Below are 17,446 nucleotides of genomic sequence, written 5' to 3' on the forward strand. Positions count from 1 at the left end.
TCGGCCGAGCCGGCTAGGTGTTCCAGAGCTGGAGTTCGGAGAGTTGGGCTGCGGACCAGCCGGTGTTGGCGGTGAGGTTCAGGCGGAAGTAGCGCTTGGTTGTTGCGGGGAAGGTGATGGTGACGGTGTTGTTGTTGCCGGGGGCAAAGGAGTAGGTCGCGGATCCGACGATCGGGCTGAAGTTCGTGCCGTCGGTGCTGCCGAGGACGGACAGGGTCTCGGTGCGCGCTCCCCAGGAGGCAGGCAACTGCATGACGATCCGGCCGGCGCTGGCGGCGGAGCCGAGGTCGACCTGGACCCACTGCGGGAAGGCGTTGTTCGCGCTCTCCCAGTACGTCGATTGGTTGCCGTCGGTCACGTTGTTCGACGGGTAGACGTCGTTGTGGCTGGACTCGCTGGTCGGCTTGCCTGCTGCGAGATTCGTGCTCGTGGCACCAGCCCCAGTACCGGACAGTGCGACCGTGGCCGGGCTGTTGGTCGCATTGCTGTTGATCGTCAACGTCCCCGCGCGGGTCCCGAACGCGGTCGGCCGGAAGCTCACATTGACCGTGCATGACGCGTTCACCGCAATGCTGCTGCAGTTGTTGGTCTGCGTGTAATCACCTGAGGCCGTGACGCTCGAGACCGAGGCAGCCAGGCTGCCCGTGTTGGTCACAGTGACCGCCTGGGCGCCACTTGTCGTGTTGAGGGCCTGCGACCCGAAAGTGAGCGACGACGGGCTCGTGCTGATGATCGGAGCGTTGATCGGGGCGCCACCGCTCGGGTAAACCTCGAACTCCGACGCCTGCCCGGCGGGCCAGCCACTGTTGGCCGTGATGTTGACCCGCACATAGCGGGCGTTGGTTGCCGGAACCGTAATGTTCACGGTGTTGGTAGGCGAGGTGAACGTGTACGTCGCGGACGCTACCGGCGTGCTGAAGGACGACCCGTCAGTGCTTGTCTGGACTGACAAGGTCTGGGTGCGGGTGCCCCAGGCGGACGAAGGCGGCAGCGTCAGCGTCACCTTGCCGATGTTGCGCACCGCTCCGAGGTCCACCTGCAGCCACTGCGGGAAGGCATTGTTGGCACTTTCCCAATAGGTGTTCGCGTCGCCGTCCGTCGCCGTGGCAGGGGTCTGCGTCCCGTTGGCCTGACTGCTCGCCGTAGCCGGCTTCCCGCGGGCGAGGTTGGTGTCGGTCCCGATGCCGTTGCCTGTCAGGGAGATCGAGGTTGGGCTGTTGTTGGCGTTACTGGTCAACGCCACCCCACCGGCACGCGCTCCTGACGCGGTCGGCTTGAACGTGACCGTGACTGTGCAGGAGCCGCCGACCGCGATCGTCGCGCAGTTGTTCGTCTGGGTGAAGTCGCCCGAGGCGGACACACCCGACACCGTCGCCGACGCCGTACCCGAGTTGGTCACGGTCACGGTCTGAGTCGGCGAGGAACTTCCCACCTGGGTGTCTGGGAACGACAGGCTGCCCGGGTTCGGGGTGAGGATCGGCCCGGGTGCGACGCCCGTACCCGAGAGCGGGACGGTGGTGGTGACCCCGGCCGCGTTGACCGTCAGGTTTCCGTTCCGGCTGCCCGCTGCGGTGGGATGGAAGGTGACGTTGACGGTGCACGAGGAGCCGGCCGCGATGCTGGTGCCGCAGTTGTTGGTCTGGCCGTAGTCACCGGTGATCGCGATCGAGCTGACCGGCACTGCCGCAGTACCGCTGTTCGTGACGGTGACGGCCTGCGGCGTACTCGACGTACCGGTCGCGACGGAGCCGAAGCTGAGGGCGGTGGGGCTGATCGAGAGCTGCGATCCGTTGTCCGGCAGGTACGGCGGGAACGCCGGCGAGGTGAGGTTCTGACACTGTGCGGGGCCGAAGATGCCGGAGTTGCCGCCGCCATCGGTGAGGGTGAATCCGACGCCACAGCTGTAGATCGGGCCGGGCGCCTGCGTCCCGGTGGCGGTGCTGTTGGTGATCGTCGCCGAGCCGCCGACCTGCTCCTGGACCACCCACGTCCCGGTGTTCTGGATCGTCGCGTTGTTGATCTTGACGTTGCTGATGTTCGAGCCCGAGACGAACTGGATCGCCTCGAACGGACTCTGCTGGATGAGGATGTTGTCGACGTTGGTCAGCCCGGTCATCGCGCCGTCCCGGGCATCGAACCACAGGGCACCGACGCCGAACTGCCAGTTGGGATCCAGTCCCCCGGACCGGATGATCGTGTTGCGCAGAACGTCCGTACGCCCGAGGGTGGTCGAGCCGAACCGCTGCGCGACGTGGATTCCACCGCCCTGGGTGAGGCCGGCGTCGATGACCCTGTTGTCGGTGACGAAGTTGTCGTGGCCGCCGTAGATCGCGATGCCGTTGGCAAGGATCGGGTACTGCACCGTGTTGTGGTCGAACGAGTCGTTGACGTCGGCGTTCTGCTCCGCCCAGGTCGCCAGGCCGTCGTCGCCGAGGTTGCGCAGATCGCTGTTGGTGACCTTGGAGTTGGTGACGCCGTTGTGGAAGTTCACCCCGTCGGCCGTCACGTTGCGGATCCGCATGCCGTTGAAGACCAGGTTGGTGAACGGGCCGTCCATCCAGGCACCGACCTTCTCGTGCTCGATCCAGACCCGATCGACCGTGGAGTTGTTCAGCGCGCCGCCGATGCCGTTCACCTGGGCGCCGTCGTTGCGCTCCTGGACGTCGCCGAAGATCGCGAAGTCCGACAGATGTACGCCGCTACTCGCGTTGGGAGCGTAGTTGCCGTAAAAGCCCGGCGCCGCGCCCACGACGGTCGAGCGCCACATGCCCGCGCCCTTGAAGGTGATGTTGTTCAGGATCAGGTGACCCGGGATCTTGAACGTCCCCTCCGGAATCCACACGGTCCCGCCGGCACCGGCCGCGGTCATCGCCGAGTTGAACGCGGCCGTGGCATCCGCGGCGCCCGTCGGGTCCGCGCCCTTGCTGGTCACCGAGACCGAGCCGGCCGGCTGGCTCAGAGCGCCCGCGACTTTCTCGAAGTCGGCGAAGTCGATCGTGTACGACGCAGCGGTGTCCTCGGCGTCCACCTGGAGCCGGAACTTCGTGCCCGCCGGATAGGTGGTCTGGAACAGCCGGTGGACCTCGTCGTAGAAGTGGTGCGGGTTGCTCCCCGGCGAGTTCGTGAACGGATAGCCGCCGTAGTACCAGCTGTACGCGTTGGTCAAGGTGAAGTTCGGCTGCTTCGTCCCGTTGACGTACAGCGACAACTGCGGCGTGTAGACGGATCCGGAGCCGGTGTCGGGGATGCTGTAGCGGAAGACGATGGAGTTCGTCGCCGCGGGCGTCGTGAACTCGACGTACTTGCCGGTGCCTTGCAAGGTGACTGCCTTGCGATAGGAGGCCTCGGCGGCAAGCGTGTTGTAGCTGGCGCTCGGGCCGATGACAGTCCCGTTGGTCGACGCGTTCTCGGCCTGGACTTCGACGTACGGCAAGGTGGCGCCGACACCACCGGACGCGGCGGCCCACGCCGGTACGGCGGCGACGACGGCAAGACTGGCGGCGATCAGCGCACCGACCACGGCGAGTACGCCGACGCGCGCCTTCCCACTCCAGGATTCGCTTGACCGGAACATGCGCTGCTCTCTCTCGACAAGGGGCGGGTAGTCGATCCCCCCGGCCCTGAGAGACTCAGGCGCACTAGAGCCGAGCACCAGAGACCGTGGTGCGCAGACCGTAACCCCGCAGACACATCAACGCAATATCTCAATCAATCCTTGCAAGAATCGAACTCACGCCGTCAGAGTTGGTGTGGTCCGCGACGACGCCGTACCAGCAATGCGACCAGGCCGACGATCATGCCGAAGGCAAGCAGCAGGCCGGCTCCGACGATCGTCCGAGCGGGGCCGGACTCGTCCTGCGCGACCGGGTCGAGTAGACCGGCATCCACCGCGGCTGGCACGGCCACCGGCGTCGAGGTCGCGGTGGTCGGCACGGACGACGTACCGGTAGTCGGCGGCGTACTCGATGTTCGCGAGGACGATGCCGATGGCGTCCTCGTCGGCCTGCTGGTCGGCGCGCTCGTCGGCGTGCTGGTTGGTGGCGTGACGTTGCACTTCAGGCGTCCCCTGGCGCTGGCGACGACGTCTCCGGCGGCGTTCTGGGCCTGGAGCCGGTAGTTGGTGTTGTTCGGGAGCCCACCGAATTCGACGGGCTCGGTCCCCTGTGCGTCGACCGACACGACGTAGCTGTACTCAGCGGTGCCCGCCCAGATCAGCACCATGTGCGGCTCCGGGACCGTCGCTTTGGTGTCGATCAGCTTGGCCGTCACACCGATGTCGCCGTCGCTGCCGTCGCCGCAGCTGACCCGTACGTCGGTGAATACCGGGACGTGCGCGGTGTTCTGGGCTGACGCAGAAGTACTCCCCGCGAGGAGCAGACCTGTACCAAGCGTTGCAGTCAAGAGAACATGGATAGGTAGACGGATTCGGACAGAACGGATGGTGTGAAGTTGCTTCACGGTGCCCCCCTTGGACACCTACTTCGACGCCCCGAGCGGGATCAAAGTTGCCGATTCGCCTTTGTGGTAAGCGCTGCTCACTGTGTGGAGGCGCACGCGATGCAGGTGCGGGCCGTCGGTCTTGCCTCCAGGCGGGCGGTGGTGATCGGCCGGCCGCACCGCTCGCACACCCCGTAGGTGCCGGCCATCAACCGTTCGATCGCCGCCTCGACCTCTGCCAACTGACCTTGGACATGCTGCACCAGCGTCGCGACTTGTGACCGCTCGAACGCGATCGTCGCACCTTCAGGATCATGTTCGTCGTCTGCATTGGCGTCCCGCGAGGCCGCTACGACCTCATCGAAGTCGCCGGTCAGAGCCGCGAGCCGCTGGAGCGCCTGCTGTCGTTCCGCCTCGAGCAACTCGCGAGCGTCATCCATCCGTCAATCGTGACACCATCAGGAGTCGGCGGCGACCTCCGTGTTCTGGCAGGCCACAAGGCGCCATTGGTCGTCTTCTTTGGACATCACGAACAGCGGGGTGCCCTCGTTGAAGACGATGTCCTGGTTGTCTACCGACGAACCGTCGAGGTTGCTGTACTGCTGACGCACCTTGACGGCTGCGACATCCGGGCGGATGAACAGCACGTGCACCACCTCCATCGCGACCGACAGGCCCTTCGCCTTCATCCCACCAGGGAGGGCCTGCCGGGTGAACGCCGCGATCTCCTCCAGCCCCAAGAGCCGCTTGCCACCCCCGGTCGTCCAGATGGCGTCCTCCCGGAACAACCCGAGGAACTCGTCCGGAAGCTCGTTGCGTTGGGCATGCTGCACAGTCGCGACTACCTGCTTGATCGCCTCAACCTCGGCAACCTGATCTACCTGCTCCGCTGTGGTCATGCAACCAGTCAACTTGCTCAACCCAACTTGAGGTCAACCAGGAAAGCTCGCACTCGGCAGCTAGGGGTTGGTGGTGGTGAGGCGGGTGTGGCGTTGGGCGCTGGCGGGGTTCAGGCCGGCGATGGTGACGGTCTTGCCGTAGCGGGCGTACTTGGTGGTGATCGCGTCCAGGGTTGCGACGGTGGAGGCGTCCCAGATGTGGGACTCGCTCAGGTCGATGACGATGTTGGCCGGGTCGCCGCGGTAGTCGAACTGATGGACCAGATCGTTGCTGGAGGCAAAGAAGAGTTCACCGGTGACGGCGTACACCTTGGTGTCTTCGTCGGGATGCGCGACGTCCTTGACGCTGGTGAAGTGCGCGACCCGGCGGGCGAACAGGATCATCGCGACGACGACCCCGACAACCACGCCGATGGCGAGGTTGTGCGTGATGACGACGACCACGACGGTCGCCACCATGACGGTCGTCTCGCTGCGAGGCATCCGCCGCAACGTCTGGGGCCGGATGCTGTGCCAGTCGAAGGTCCCGACCGACACCATGACCATCACGGCAACCAATGCCGCCATCGGGATGTCGCCGACCAGGTCACCGAGCCCGACCACGAGGATCAGCAGGAACGTGCCGGCCAGGAAGGTAGAGATCCGGGTACGGGCGCCGGACGCCTTCACGTTGATCATCGTCTGACCGATCATCGCGCAGCCACCCATCCCGCCGAAGAGCCCGGTGATGACGTTGGCAACACCCTGCCCCCAGGCCTCGCGGGTCTTGCGCGACGGCGTGTCGGTGACGTCGTCGACGAGCTTCGCCGTCATCAACGACTCCAGCAATCCCACCAGCGCCATTCCCAGCGCGTACGGCGCAATGATGCGCAGCGTCTCCAGATTCCACGGCACGTCCGGCCAGAACAGCGACGGGAGGCTGTCTGGCAATTTGCCTTCGTCACCAACCGTCGGAACGGCCAACGACGTCAGCGCCACGAACACCGTGACCGTGAGAATGGCGACCAGCGGCGCCGGCACGGCCTTGGTGAATCGCGGCAGGAACACCATGACCACGATGCCGGCGGCAACCAGCGGATAGACCGCCCACGGCACGTGCGTGAGATGCGGCAGCTGGGCCAGGAAGATTAGGATCGCCAACGAGTTGACGAAGCCGACCATCACCGATCGAGGGATGAAACGCATCAGCTTGGCCACCCCGAGCAGGCCGAGAACCACCTGCAGGATCCCGGCCAGGATCACCGTGGCGACCAGGTACTGGAAGCCGTGATCGCGCATCATCGGCGCGATCACCAGCGCGACCGCACCGGTCGCCGCCGAGATCATCGCGGGCCTGCCGCCGAGGAACGCGATCGACACCGCCATCGTGAACGAGGCGAACAGGCCGACCCGCGGGTCGACCCCGGCGATGATCGAGAAGCTGATCGCCTCCGGGATCAGCGCGAGCGCGACCACCAGGCCGCCCAGCACCTCGATCCGCAGCCGGCGCGGCGACCGGAGCGCGGCCCGGACCGACGCGACGTCGACTTCTTCGACAGGGATGGACCTGGCCGGTTCGGGCGTGGCTGACTCAGGCGTCAGCGAGGTCATGCGATCTCCAGACAAGGGAGGCAGGCGGCACCGCTCATGCAGGCAGACGTGGCGCGTCATTGCGCCGGTGGCAGCACGAGATTCGGCGTCACAGAGGGGACGAGGAGCACCAGAACCCCTCAGCCCGAACTTTACCCGACCGCGCGTCGGCAGGCTGAGCCGCGAGTACCCAGCCCGTCAGTCGGAATCGGTGGCTAGCTCGATCAGGCGTTCTGCGACGAGGGCGCAGCGCTCCTGGACGCCGGAGCGGGCCGGACCGCTGTAGCGGAGCCGGGCCGACGCGCTGAGCGGATCCGCCCGAACCTCGATCAGCGATCCACCCGGTCGGGGCTGGACTCTGAGCGTGATCCGGATCCAGCCACCCAGCCCACTCCGCAACCGGAGCACCAGTTCCTGATCCGGGCTCCAACTCTCGACGATGGCGACCGTCAGATGCCGGTTGAAGGTGTGGCGTCCTCGAGGCTCCTCGCCTGGATCTCGCTGTACGACGCTGCCGGCGTCCGGCCAGCGCGGATCCGCGCGAAGCTCGGACGGGACCGCGACCATCCAGTCGGCGAACAAGGTCGAGTCTCGAACTACCTCCATGACGGCGGCGACGTCGACGGCACCGAACCGCCACGCCATCACCATCCGAGCCGCTTCCACTCCGCCGTACGTCGACCCCCGTCGAGGCTCTTGTATATCAAGCTTCAGCCTCACCACCACCAATGAGACGCACACGGCCTGACCTGCCCGGGGGTTTGGAAGACTGGCCCATGGTGAAACTACCGGCTTGGCTCTCTTCTCATGGCGTTGCGATCTAAGGAGTAGTTCGCATGACTGCCCTGCGTGTTCTCTTCCTCGGCGGAACCGGCATCATCAGCTCGGCGTGCTCATGGCAGGCCCTCGAAGCGGGACTCGACCTGACGGTCGTCAACCGCGGCAAGACCTCGATCCGCCCGATCCCGACCGACGTGCGGCAACTGACCGCCGACATCGAGGATCCGGTCGCCCTCGCCGAGATCGCCGGCCAGGACTTCGATGTCGTGGTCGACTGGATCGCGTTCACGCCGGATCAGGTGCGGGCCCGGACCGATGCGTTCCGTGGGCATGTCGGCCAGTACGTGTTCATCAGCTCGGCTTCGGCGTACCAGACTCCCCCGGCGCGGCTCCCGCTCACCGAGTCGACGCCGCTGCGGAACCCCTACTGGCAGTACTCGCGGAACAAGATCGCCGCCGAGGATCTCCTGACCACCCTCTACCGCGACGAGAACTACCCGGTCACCGTCGTACGGCCCTCGCACACCTACGACCGCACCGTCGTCCCGTTCGACGGCGGCTGGACGATCGTTGAGCGGATGCGCCGCGGCGAACCCATCGTGGTGCACGGCGACGGCACCTCGCTGTGGACGCTGACCCACCACCGCGACTTCGCCCGCGGAATGGTTCCGCTGCTGGGCAATCCGCGCACCCTCGGTGACGCCTTCCAGATCACCTCCGACGACGTCCTGACCTGGGACCAGATCGCGACCGCGCTCGCCACCGCGGCCGGGACGACCGCAGAGATCGTCCACGTCCCGTCGGAGGCCATCGCCGCGATCCACAGCGGGTGGGGCGACGGCCTCCTCGGCGACAAGACCCATTCCGCCGTCTTCGACAACGCCAAGCTCCGCAGCGTGGTCCCGGACTATGTCGCCACCATTCCGTTCGAGACCGGCGCCCGCGAGGTCGTTGACTGGCACGACGAAGACCCGACCCGCCGGCGCGTCGACCCCGCGGTCAACGAGGCAATGGACACCCTGATCGCCCGCTACCGAGTCTGACCGCGCCCGGCTGCGAGGATGGCCGCGTGGATCGGGCCGAGCGAGTCCTCGACGTACGCGGTGCGGGTGAGCACAACCTGCGCGATGTCGATGTGACCTTCGGCCCGGGTCTGACCGCGGTCGTCGGGGTCTCGGGGTCGGGGAAGTCGTCGCTCGTCTTCGACGTGGTGTACGCCGAGGCGCGCCGCCGGTTCATCGACTCACTGGCCCTCGGCGGGAACCGGACCCGGGAGCCGGCGGCCCACGTACGGCGCCTGGACGGACTCGGACCGGCCGTCGCGGTCGCCCAGAACGTCCTCAACCGGAACCCGGCCTCGACCGTCGCGACCTCGGTCGGTCTGCATCCGTTCCTGCGGATCCTGTACTCGCGGTTCGCCGAGGTCTCCTGCCCGCGCTGCGACATACCGGTACGGGCGCTCTCCGGCGACGAGCGACTCGCCGTCGCGTTGGAGATGCTCGACACCACCGACAGCCTCGACGTGGAGGTTGCGGTAGCCCGCGGGCTCGTCGGCAGCCACGGTCGCCTGCTGGCCGGACTACGCCAGGACTTCGCGGAGATCACCGTTGACGGACGTCCTTGGTCGGAGCCTCTCGACCCGGCAGAGAAACACGATGTGGTCGTCCACGTAGCCACGCTGCACGCCGGCATGGCCGTTGCCGACGTTCGGGTAGCCCTGGAGCAAGCCGATGCGTTGGGGAAACCCGAGATCCTCCTCGGCGGTACGCCGGTCCTGCGGGCACCGATCTGCCCGACCTGCGGCACCTGGGTCCGCCCACTCGAACCGGCAGCGTTCCACGACGGCACCGACACCTCCTCGCACCGCATCGCCGGCACCACGCTCCCCGACCTGATCAGCCGATCGGTCACCGAGGTCCTCGAGTTCGTCGAGCACCTGCCGCCCGGACGGATCCAGGACGAGCTCGTACGCCGGTTGCGTCCGCTGAGCACCCTGGGACTCGGCCACCTCAGCCTCGACCGCTCGATGCCCACGCTCTCGCGAGGCGAGGCCCAACGCACCCGGCTCGCGGTCGTCCTCTCGGGACGGCTCGAAGACCTGCTGCACGTCCTGGACGAGCCGACGATCGGCCTTCATCACAGCGACCTCAAGCGCCTGCTCGACGCCATCGCCGCGTTGCCCGGACCGGTGCTGATGGTCGAGCACGACCCGGTCGCCGTCGCGATGGCTGACGAGGTCGTGGAGATCGGCCCGGGCGGCGGAAGCTCCGGCGGCCACCTGGTGTTCCAGGGCTCGCCCGCTGAACTCTGGAAGGCTGACACCGCTTCGGGAGTCGGCTTCTCGACCAGGACGCGGTCCCGGCGCGAGCGGCGCCCGGTGTCCGACGTACGCATCCGTATTTCTGGCGCCGACCTTCGCAACCTGCGCGGCATCGACTTCGAGGTTCCGGTCGGGTCCCTCACGGTGATCACCGGACCATCGGGAGCAGGTAAGACCACCTTGGCGCGCGAAGTGCTGTTGGCGTCGCTGCGCGAGACCGAGCCGGTCGGGTGCGCGGCGTTCGATGCGCCAGTACTGCGGACTGTTGCGGTGGATCAGGCGCCGCTGGGCAACAACCCGCGATCGAACCCGGCCACCTACACCAAGGTGTTCGACCGCATCCGCGAGGTGTTCGCGGAGGCGACGGGTCGCTCGGCGTCGGACTTCACCTTCAACCGAGCCGAGGGCGCCTGCCCGGAGTGCGAGGGCATGGGCTCGGTCGAGATCCGACTGGGTGACCTGGCACCGATCTGGGTGCCGTGCGAGGGCTGCGAAGGCCGTCGCTACCGGCCCGAGGTGCTTGAGGCAACGTGGGACGGCCGGTCGATCGCTGACGTGTTGGCGTTGAGCGTCGACGAGGCCATCGCAGTATTCGCCGACCACCAGCCGGTGACTCGCATCCTCGAGTCCTTGCAGGAGATCGGGCTCGGGTACATCACCCTCGGCCAACCCTCCCCCAGCCTCTCCGGTGGCGAGGCGCAACGCGTCCGGCTGGCCCGCGAGGTCGCCAAGGCCCGCACCGGCGACCTGGTGCTCCTCGATGAACCAACCACCGGCCTGCACCCCGGCGACTTGGACCGACTGCTCGCCGTACTCGACAAGCTGACGGACAACGGCTGCACAGTGGTCGTCGTCGAACACCAGGCGGACGTGATCGCCGCCGCCGACTGGCGCATCGATCTCGGCCCGGGCGGCGGCCCCGATGGCGGACTCCTGCAGCATTGCGGGCCGCTCAAAGCCGACAAGCCGCCGACGGTGCGACCGCGCGCCAAGCGCCGCGCCAGCAGGAGATCGGCCGACGTCATCCGGGTACGGGGAGCCCGCGCCCACAACCTGCAGAACGTCGACGTCGACTTCGCCAAGGGCCGCTTCACGGTTGTGACCGGCGTCTCGGGTTCGGGCAAGTCGTCCTTGGTCAACGACGTGCTCGCGGCCGAGGCAATGCGTCGGCTGCTCGAATGCCTTTCGGTGTACGAGCGTCAATCGGTGCGCGAAGGCCCCGAGGCACCGGTCGACTCGCTGACCGGTCTGGGTCCGACGATCAGCGTCGACCCAGCCGGCACGACCTTCGGCGCGGGCGGACCGGGCATGTACGTCTGGGACGCCGCCCGGGTCACCGTTGGCCGATCCAGCGATCTCGAGCGTCTCGTCGCGGTCGTCCTCGCCCGTGCCGGCGTACGCACCTGCGATGAATGTGGCGGCACCAACGTGCGCCGGGTCGCGCCGACGCAGGGAGCGGCGTGGACGTGCGACGACTGCGCGACGAACGCCGTACCGATCGAACCGCGTCACCTCATCGGCTCGGCAGTCGCCGTTTGTCCGCAGTGCCTGGGGCTTGGGGTGGTGCGCGAGTACGACTTCGAGACGTTGATCCGGAGGCCGGATGTGCCGCTCGCCGACGGTGTGTTCGGCGGCAGCCTGTCCTGGGTCGGCAGCACGGTCGGCGAGCAGAGGGTGCTGGACGAGCTCGGAGCGCGGTACAAGTTCGACTCGAGGGCAACGCCGTGGTCGGACCTGAGCGACAAGGCCCGTCACGCCGTCCTGTACGGCGACTCGACCTGGGGCGGGCTGAACCAGTGGGCTCAGCAGGACCTCGGTGGCGCGGAGAGCACAGCATCCTCATGTCGCGAGTGCGGCGGCAAGCGGCTGCGCGATCCCTACCTGACGATTCGTCTCCAGGGCCACGATGGCAGCGAGCTCTTCTCCCTACCGCTCCTCGAGCTCGAAGCCGTACTGGCGTCAATGGACGAGCCGGACGACGAGCACGCGGCGCACGCGCGGACGGTCGCACTGCATCGACTCGCGTTCCTTCGCTCGGTCGGGCTCGGCTACTTGAACCTGAACCGGCCGACCTGGACGCTGTCCGCCGGCGAGGCGCAGCGGGTCGAGCTCGCGTTGGTGCTCGGCAGCGGCCTCGTCGGCATGACCGTGTTACTCGACGAGCCGTCCCGCGGCCTGCATCCGGCCGAGGTGACGGCTCTGATCCGCGCGCTGACCGAGCTCCGCGACGCCGGCAACACCGTCATCGCTGTGGAGCACGACCCCGCGTTCATCCGTGCTGCCGACGACATTGTCGAAGTAGGCCCAGGTCCGGGACGAGACGGCGGCCGGATCGTCAGCCTCGACAGCGACCGGTCAGTCACCCGGGCCATCCTGGACGGCAACCTGCCGGTCGCCGGCGGCGGACAGCGCCGCCAACCGACGGAGTGGATGCAGATCACCGGCGCGGACGAGAACAACCTCCACAGCCTCGACGTCCGCATTCCACTCGGCCTGCTCGTCGGCGTCTGCGGCCCGTCCGGCTCCGGCAAGTCCTCGCTCGTCATCGACACCATCGGGCTGGGGCTGTCGCGGCCGAAGGCCAACATCCCCGGCAGCGGCGTGACCCGGGTCCAACCCGGTGCGTACGACGCCATCACCGGCGCGCCCGCCCGTGTCGTGGTCGCCGACCAGTCGCGCGCCGAGATCACCTCGCCCGGGATGTTCCTCGGCCTGATCGGCGCGGTCCGCAAGACGTTCGCCACAGCGGAGACTGCCGTTGAACAAGGCCTCACCATGAAGGACCTGACCTATCGCTGCGACGCCTGCAAGGGCAAAGGCGTGTGGCAGGAGGGCATGTCGTTCCTGCCCTCCGTGACGCAGACCTGCGATGTATGTGCGGGTTCCGGCTACCGCCGCGAGGTCGCCGTACTGCGCGAACGGGGTCGAACCCTCGCCGACATCGAGGCCCTCACGATCGCCGAACTCGTCGACGAGTGGGGTGACCTCGACGTCGTACGCCGGGTCGGTGGTGCTGCGGTATCACTCGGACTCGGCTACCTGGTCGTCCGCCAGCCGGGGTGGAGCCTCTCCGGCGGCGAGGCCCAGCGACTCAAGCTCGCCAAGGAGCTCGCCCGCCCAACGAAGTCCGGCACCCTCTACCTGCTCGACGAGCCGACCGTCGGCCTGCAGGTCACCGATGTCGCCGTACTGGCGCAAGCCCTCGACTCGATCGTTGCTGCGGGCAATAGTGTCCTCGTGACCGAGCACGATCCGGTTCTCCTCGCGTCCTGCGACTGGCTGATCGAGCTCGGCCCGGGCGGCGGACCGGACGGTGGCCGGATCGTGTTCGAGGGCCTACCGGAGGACCTCGCCAAGGCCGGCACGCGCACGGCGCCGCATCTTCGGGAGGTGCTCGCATGAACGCTCTGTTGTACGGCGACCCATCACCGTCGCTGCGGTGGCGGGCGGCGATCGAGCTCGACGGTGCGACCGAGGCGGACGACGAGGTCGCGGCCTGGCGGACCGAGATCGACGAGAGCCCGGCCGTCCAGGAGCTCGTCGCGCAACTCGAATCCGCGCAGAGCCGGCCCCGAACTGCCGGCTACCTGCTCTGCCGGCTCGCCTACCTCGGCTACCGCGGCCCTGCGACCACTACGGCGGTTGACGCGATCTTCGCCTCCCAACGGCCCGACGGGTCGTGGTCCGACGAACCGACCGACGAGGGACCTCGCTTCATCACCATGCAGACCGTCGTGCCCTTGCGAGGAGTCGCCGCCGCGGGTTTCGCGACCGACCCACGAGCCGAACGCGCCTACGAATGGCTGCTCGGCGTACGTCTGGAGGACGGCTCCTGGCCCGCCGGACCGAAGGCCGATCTCGGCGGTCCTGGTCGCCCGGTTCCGCCGGAGAAGGAGTACCGCCGACTCCCCCAGGGACTCGGATGCCGCTCGGCAACGACCGGAGCCGTCGCCTGCCTGGCGCTGCACCCCGATCGGAAGCAATCGGACAGCGCCCGCGTCGGCGTCGACCACCTCCTCGCCCGCGAGACACGCGACGCCGCATCGATCGGCTGGGAGGTCTCGCGCCTGATCGGCCTCGAGCGCGCGATGGGTCAGATCACGTTCTACGCCACCTTCGACCTCGGCTTCCTGCTCGACCTCGCGTCCCGGTGCGATGTCTCGGTTCAGGACCGGCGAATGCACGATCTGGTCGGCTACCTCGAAGCCCTGCGCGGCCCGTACGGCCTCTGGCAACATCCGGCCCACCCCCAGCTGTCCGGCTGGCTGTCCCTCGACCTCGAAACCAGTCTCCGCCGTCTCGCCCCTTGACCATCGCACTGGTGAAGATCTTGCACGGTTGGTGAGTCGGGCGGAAAATCGCAACTACGGTCGCCTCTGGGACCGCGTGTCACCGCCCTGCACCGGTAAGGAGTCACGTGAGATTCTCGTTCTCGTCATCGCAACCCGAGGGGAGACCGGCCACAGGCCGTCGGTCTCGGCCTCGCGCAGTTCCCGTCCTCACAGTTGGTGCCCTCGTCGCCGCGATGCTGGTCCCGCTGACAGCCTCCGCCGGACCGTCCACGACGTACGCCGATCCGCCCGAGAGCGTCAACCTGGCCCTTCAGCCGGGTGCCGTCGCCTCCGCCAAGTCCCAGCGCATGACCGCGCCGGCGCTGACGTACGCGCCCGCCAACGCGACCGATGTGTTCGTGCACAACGGCTGGACCTCGAACTACGCGTCGGTCGGCAACGGCTACGACCCGACGCAGGACTGGTTCCAGGTCAAGCTGGCCACACCCGCCCCGGTGTACGAGGTGTTCAGCCGCTGGACGTCTCCGGGCAAGCCGACGGAGTACGACCTGGAAGTCTCCACGGACGCCGACTGCCAGACCTGGTCGACGGTCACCCATGTGGTGAATCCGAGCGACAAGGATTCCCAGGTGATCGACCGCAAGGACCCGATCTCGTGTGTCCGGATGCAAGCCCTGGCCACGACCTCGACCGTCGGGTACACGATCAACGAGTTCGAGGTCTGGTCCGGCCCGAAGCCGGCGCCGGTCGTGGGACAGATCATCCCCGTGCCGGTGAAGCAGACACCCGGTACCGGTCAGCCGTGGCAGCTCACGAGCAAGTCCCGGATCGTCGTCTCCAGCAGCGCCCTCGCCGCCACGGGTGAGGTCCTCGCCGGTTACCTGCGACCGGCCACCGGATTCGTCCTGCCTGTGGTGACAGGCTCCGCCACCGCCGCCGACATCGCCCTCTCGCTGGGCCCGGTGTCCGGCGTACCAGCGGACAAGACGGCCGAGGGCTACTCGCTCACGGTGTCGAGTGCGGGCGCGAAGATCGCCGCCCCGCAGGCACACGGCCTGTTCAACGGTTTCGTGAGCCTTCGGCAACTGTTGCCAGCAGCAATCAACTCGGCGATCCCCGGCGTGGGGCCGTGGACCGCACAGCCCATCACGGTTCTGGACTACCCGCGCTATGAGCATCGAGGTCTGCAACTGGACCCTGCCCGCAACTTCATGACCGTGGCCGAGATCCGGTCCACGATCGACCAGCTGGCAGCGTTGAAGGGCAACCAGCTGCACCTGCACCTGAGCGACTCCCAGTCCTGGCGCCTGGAGATCAAGGGCTACCCGGCCCTGGACGGCACAGGCTGCAACGGAGCCGCCTGCATCGCGGGCTTCTACACGCAAGAGGACTTCAAGGGCCTGGTCAAGTACGCCGCCGACCGGTTCATCGAGATCGTGCCGGAACTGGAAGGCCCGGCCCACGCCACCGCGGCGGTCAGGTCCCTCGGCGGGGTCGCGGTCGTGGGTTGCCAGGGTCAGACCCAGACCGACCGGTTCTGCACCAACCCGAACGACCCCGCGAGTGAGCGCGCGCTCGCCTTCTGGCGGGACGCGATCGCACAGCTGGCCGCGATCTCGCCCGGACCGATCATCCACATCGGCGGCGACGAAGCCATCGGAATGCCGCACGAGGACTACAAGTGGTGGATCGGCCAGATGGAGTCCATCGTCGACGCCACCGGCAAGCGCATGATGGGCTGGAACCCCGCACTCGAGGGATACGCACCGGGCTCGACCTCCATCAACCACTACTGGTCCGACTACACCGGCGGTGGTCCCCCGCTGATCAAGCCCGAGTGGTTCAACCAGCACCGCAGCGTCATCACCACGCCGGAGTGGAACGCCTACCTCGACTTCGGGTACGACGGTTCGCCCGGCCGGACCCCGCGGACAGAGCTCGACAAGGCGTACTCGTGGGATCCCGAATGGGTCTACGAGAAGTACCGTTCCGTCTGGGCGCAACCGGCGTACGGCGGACCGAAGGCCGAGGACATCATCGGCATCGAGGCGCCCATCTGGGGCGAGCAGATGCGCGGGCTGGCCACCAACGAGTTCATGGTCTACCCACGGCTGGCCGGCATCCTGGAGAAGGCCTGGTCGCCCAAGGTGCTGACCCAGGACTACGACGCCTACCGCCAGCGGCTCAGCGTCGCTGGAGCTCGATGGGCCTTTGCAGGAGTCAACTTCGGCTCCATCGCCCAGGTCACCTGGACTCCCGAGTCGATGGGTACGACGACCCGCCTCGGCGTGGACAGGACGCTGACCAACGCACCGCTGGGACGGCTGGCCGCCGGCTCGATCCCGCCGGGTGAATTCGCCGCCAGTATCGATTGGGGCGACGGATCCCCGACCGAGGCCGGCGTCATCGCAGCACGCGATTACGTCGCGAGTCAACGTCAGGGCAGAAGCCTGATGACCGTCAGCGGAAGCCACAGCTACCCAGCGGACGGGACCTACCACGGCGCCGTCACCTACACCCGTCAGGGCCAGAGCTGGGTCGTGCCGTTCGTGGCAACCGGCGTCCCAGCCTGTACGACGATGTTCACCGGAACGCACCAAGGCCCGTTGACCGTCTCCTCGGGTGTCGCGTGCTTCGACGGCGCGACCATCTCGGGCCCGGTCACCGTGGCTGCGGGTGCCGGCTTCTACGCATCCGGCTCCGAAATCCGCGGACCGGTGTCGGCGTCCGGAGCAGGCAACGTTCTCCTGTGCGGCACCACGGTGTCCGGACCGGTGAGCGTGGCCGGCCGGACCCGGGTCTGGCTCGGCAACCAGACCGGCGACTGCGCGCCCGCGACGATCAGGGGCCCGGTCAAGGTCAGCGGCTCCGCAGGCCAGGTGACGATCGACCGCGCCACCATCGCCGGACCACTCGCCGTACAGAACAACACCGGTTCGACGATTGTCTCCGGCAACCACATCAGCGGACCGTTGTCCTGCACAGGCAACAACCCCGCACCGACCAACGCGGGCCGCCCCAACTCCGTATCCGGGCCCAAGTCAGGCCAGTGCAGCGGCCTCTGACCCAGTGAAGCCGGTGGCCCTGCGCACTCGCAGGGCCGCCGGCCACGGAAAGAAACTGGGGTTTCACTCATCCGGAGATGATCG

The 17,446-nt window shown here is 67.6% G+C and carries 10 protein-coding genes; 4 read left to right on the top strand and 6 right to left on the bottom strand.

All coding sequences use genetic code 11. From position 1 onward, the window contains the following. Positions 1–13: 13 nt before the first annotated feature. From AB0L70_RS29985 to AB0L70_RS30010, 6 genes are all read right to left on the bottom strand, one after another. On the bottom strand, positions 14–3,574 hold the full coding sequence (locus AB0L70_RS29985) for a choice-of-anchor D domain-containing protein (RefSeq protein WP_363690038.1): 3,561 nt from the start codon (positions 3,572–3,574) through the stop codon (positions 14–16). A gap of 164 nt (positions 3,575–3,738) precedes the next feature. Continuing rightward, positions 3,739–4,401, bottom strand: coding sequence for a hypothetical protein (locus tag AB0L70_RS29990; RefSeq protein ID WP_363690040.1), 663 nt, complete (start codon positions 4,399–4,401; stop codon positions 3,739–3,741). Positions 4,402–4,535: 134 nt separating this feature from the next. After that, positions 4,536–4,877 carry a TraR/DksA C4-type zinc finger protein gene (locus AB0L70_RS29995; RefSeq protein WP_363690042.1) on the bottom strand — a complete coding sequence of 114 codons (342 nt, stop codon included), beginning with the start codon at positions 4,875–4,877 and terminating at the stop codon, positions 4,536–4,538. 18 nt (positions 4,878–4,895) lie between these two features. After that, on the bottom strand, positions 4,896–5,336 hold the full coding sequence (locus tag AB0L70_RS30000) for an SgcJ/EcaC family oxidoreductase (protein ID WP_363690044.1): 441 nt from the start codon (positions 5,334–5,336) through the stop codon (positions 4,896–4,898). A gap of 60 nt (positions 5,337–5,396) precedes the next feature. Continuing rightward, positions 5,397–6,926, bottom strand: coding sequence for a SulP family inorganic anion transporter (locus AB0L70_RS30005; RefSeq protein ID WP_363690045.1), 1,530 nt, complete (start codon positions 6,924–6,926; stop codon positions 5,397–5,399). A gap of 177 nt (positions 6,927–7,103) precedes the next feature. Further along, positions 7,104–7,556: a hypothetical protein gene (locus AB0L70_RS30010; protein WP_363690047.1), complete on the bottom strand. Its 453-nt coding sequence runs from the start codon at positions 7,554–7,556 to the stop codon at positions 7,104–7,106. Positions 7,557–7,741: 185 nt separating this feature from the next. Here AB0L70_RS30010 and AB0L70_RS30015 point away from each other — a divergent pair, with 185 nt between their 5' ends. The 4 genes from AB0L70_RS30015 (at position 7,742) to AB0L70_RS30030 (ending at position 17,362) form a co-directional block, all read left to right on the top strand. Continuing rightward, positions 7,742–8,728 carry an NAD-dependent epimerase/dehydratase family protein gene (locus AB0L70_RS30015; RefSeq protein WP_363690049.1) on the top strand — a complete coding sequence of 329 codons (987 nt, stop codon included), beginning with the start codon at positions 7,742–7,744 and terminating at the stop codon, positions 8,726–8,728. A 26-nt stretch (positions 8,729–8,754) separates the two neighbouring features. Next, positions 8,755–13,407, top strand: coding sequence for an ATP-binding cassette domain-containing protein (locus AB0L70_RS30020; RefSeq protein WP_363690051.1), 4,653 nt, complete (start codon positions 8,755–8,757; stop codon positions 13,405–13,407). Continuing rightward, a complete protein-coding gene (locus AB0L70_RS30025) occupies positions 13,404–14,315 on the top strand; it encodes a hypothetical protein (RefSeq protein WP_363690053.1) in 912 nt (303 codons plus the stop codon). Before AB0L70_RS30020 ends, AB0L70_RS30025 begins: the two co-directional genes overlap by 4 nt. A gap of 215 nt (positions 14,316–14,530) precedes the next feature. Further along, the gene (locus AB0L70_RS30030) at positions 14,531–17,362 is read left to right on the top strand and encodes a beta-N-acetylhexosaminidase (protein WP_363690055.1); all 2,832 of its coding nucleotides are present in this window, start codon (positions 14,531–14,533) and stop codon (positions 17,360–17,362) included. Positions 17,363–17,446 lie beyond the last annotated feature (84 nt).

The organism is Kribbella sp. NPDC051952, assembly GCF_040680855.1.
GTDB lineage: Bacteria > Actinomycetota > Actinomycetes > Propionibacteriales > Kribbellaceae > Kribbella.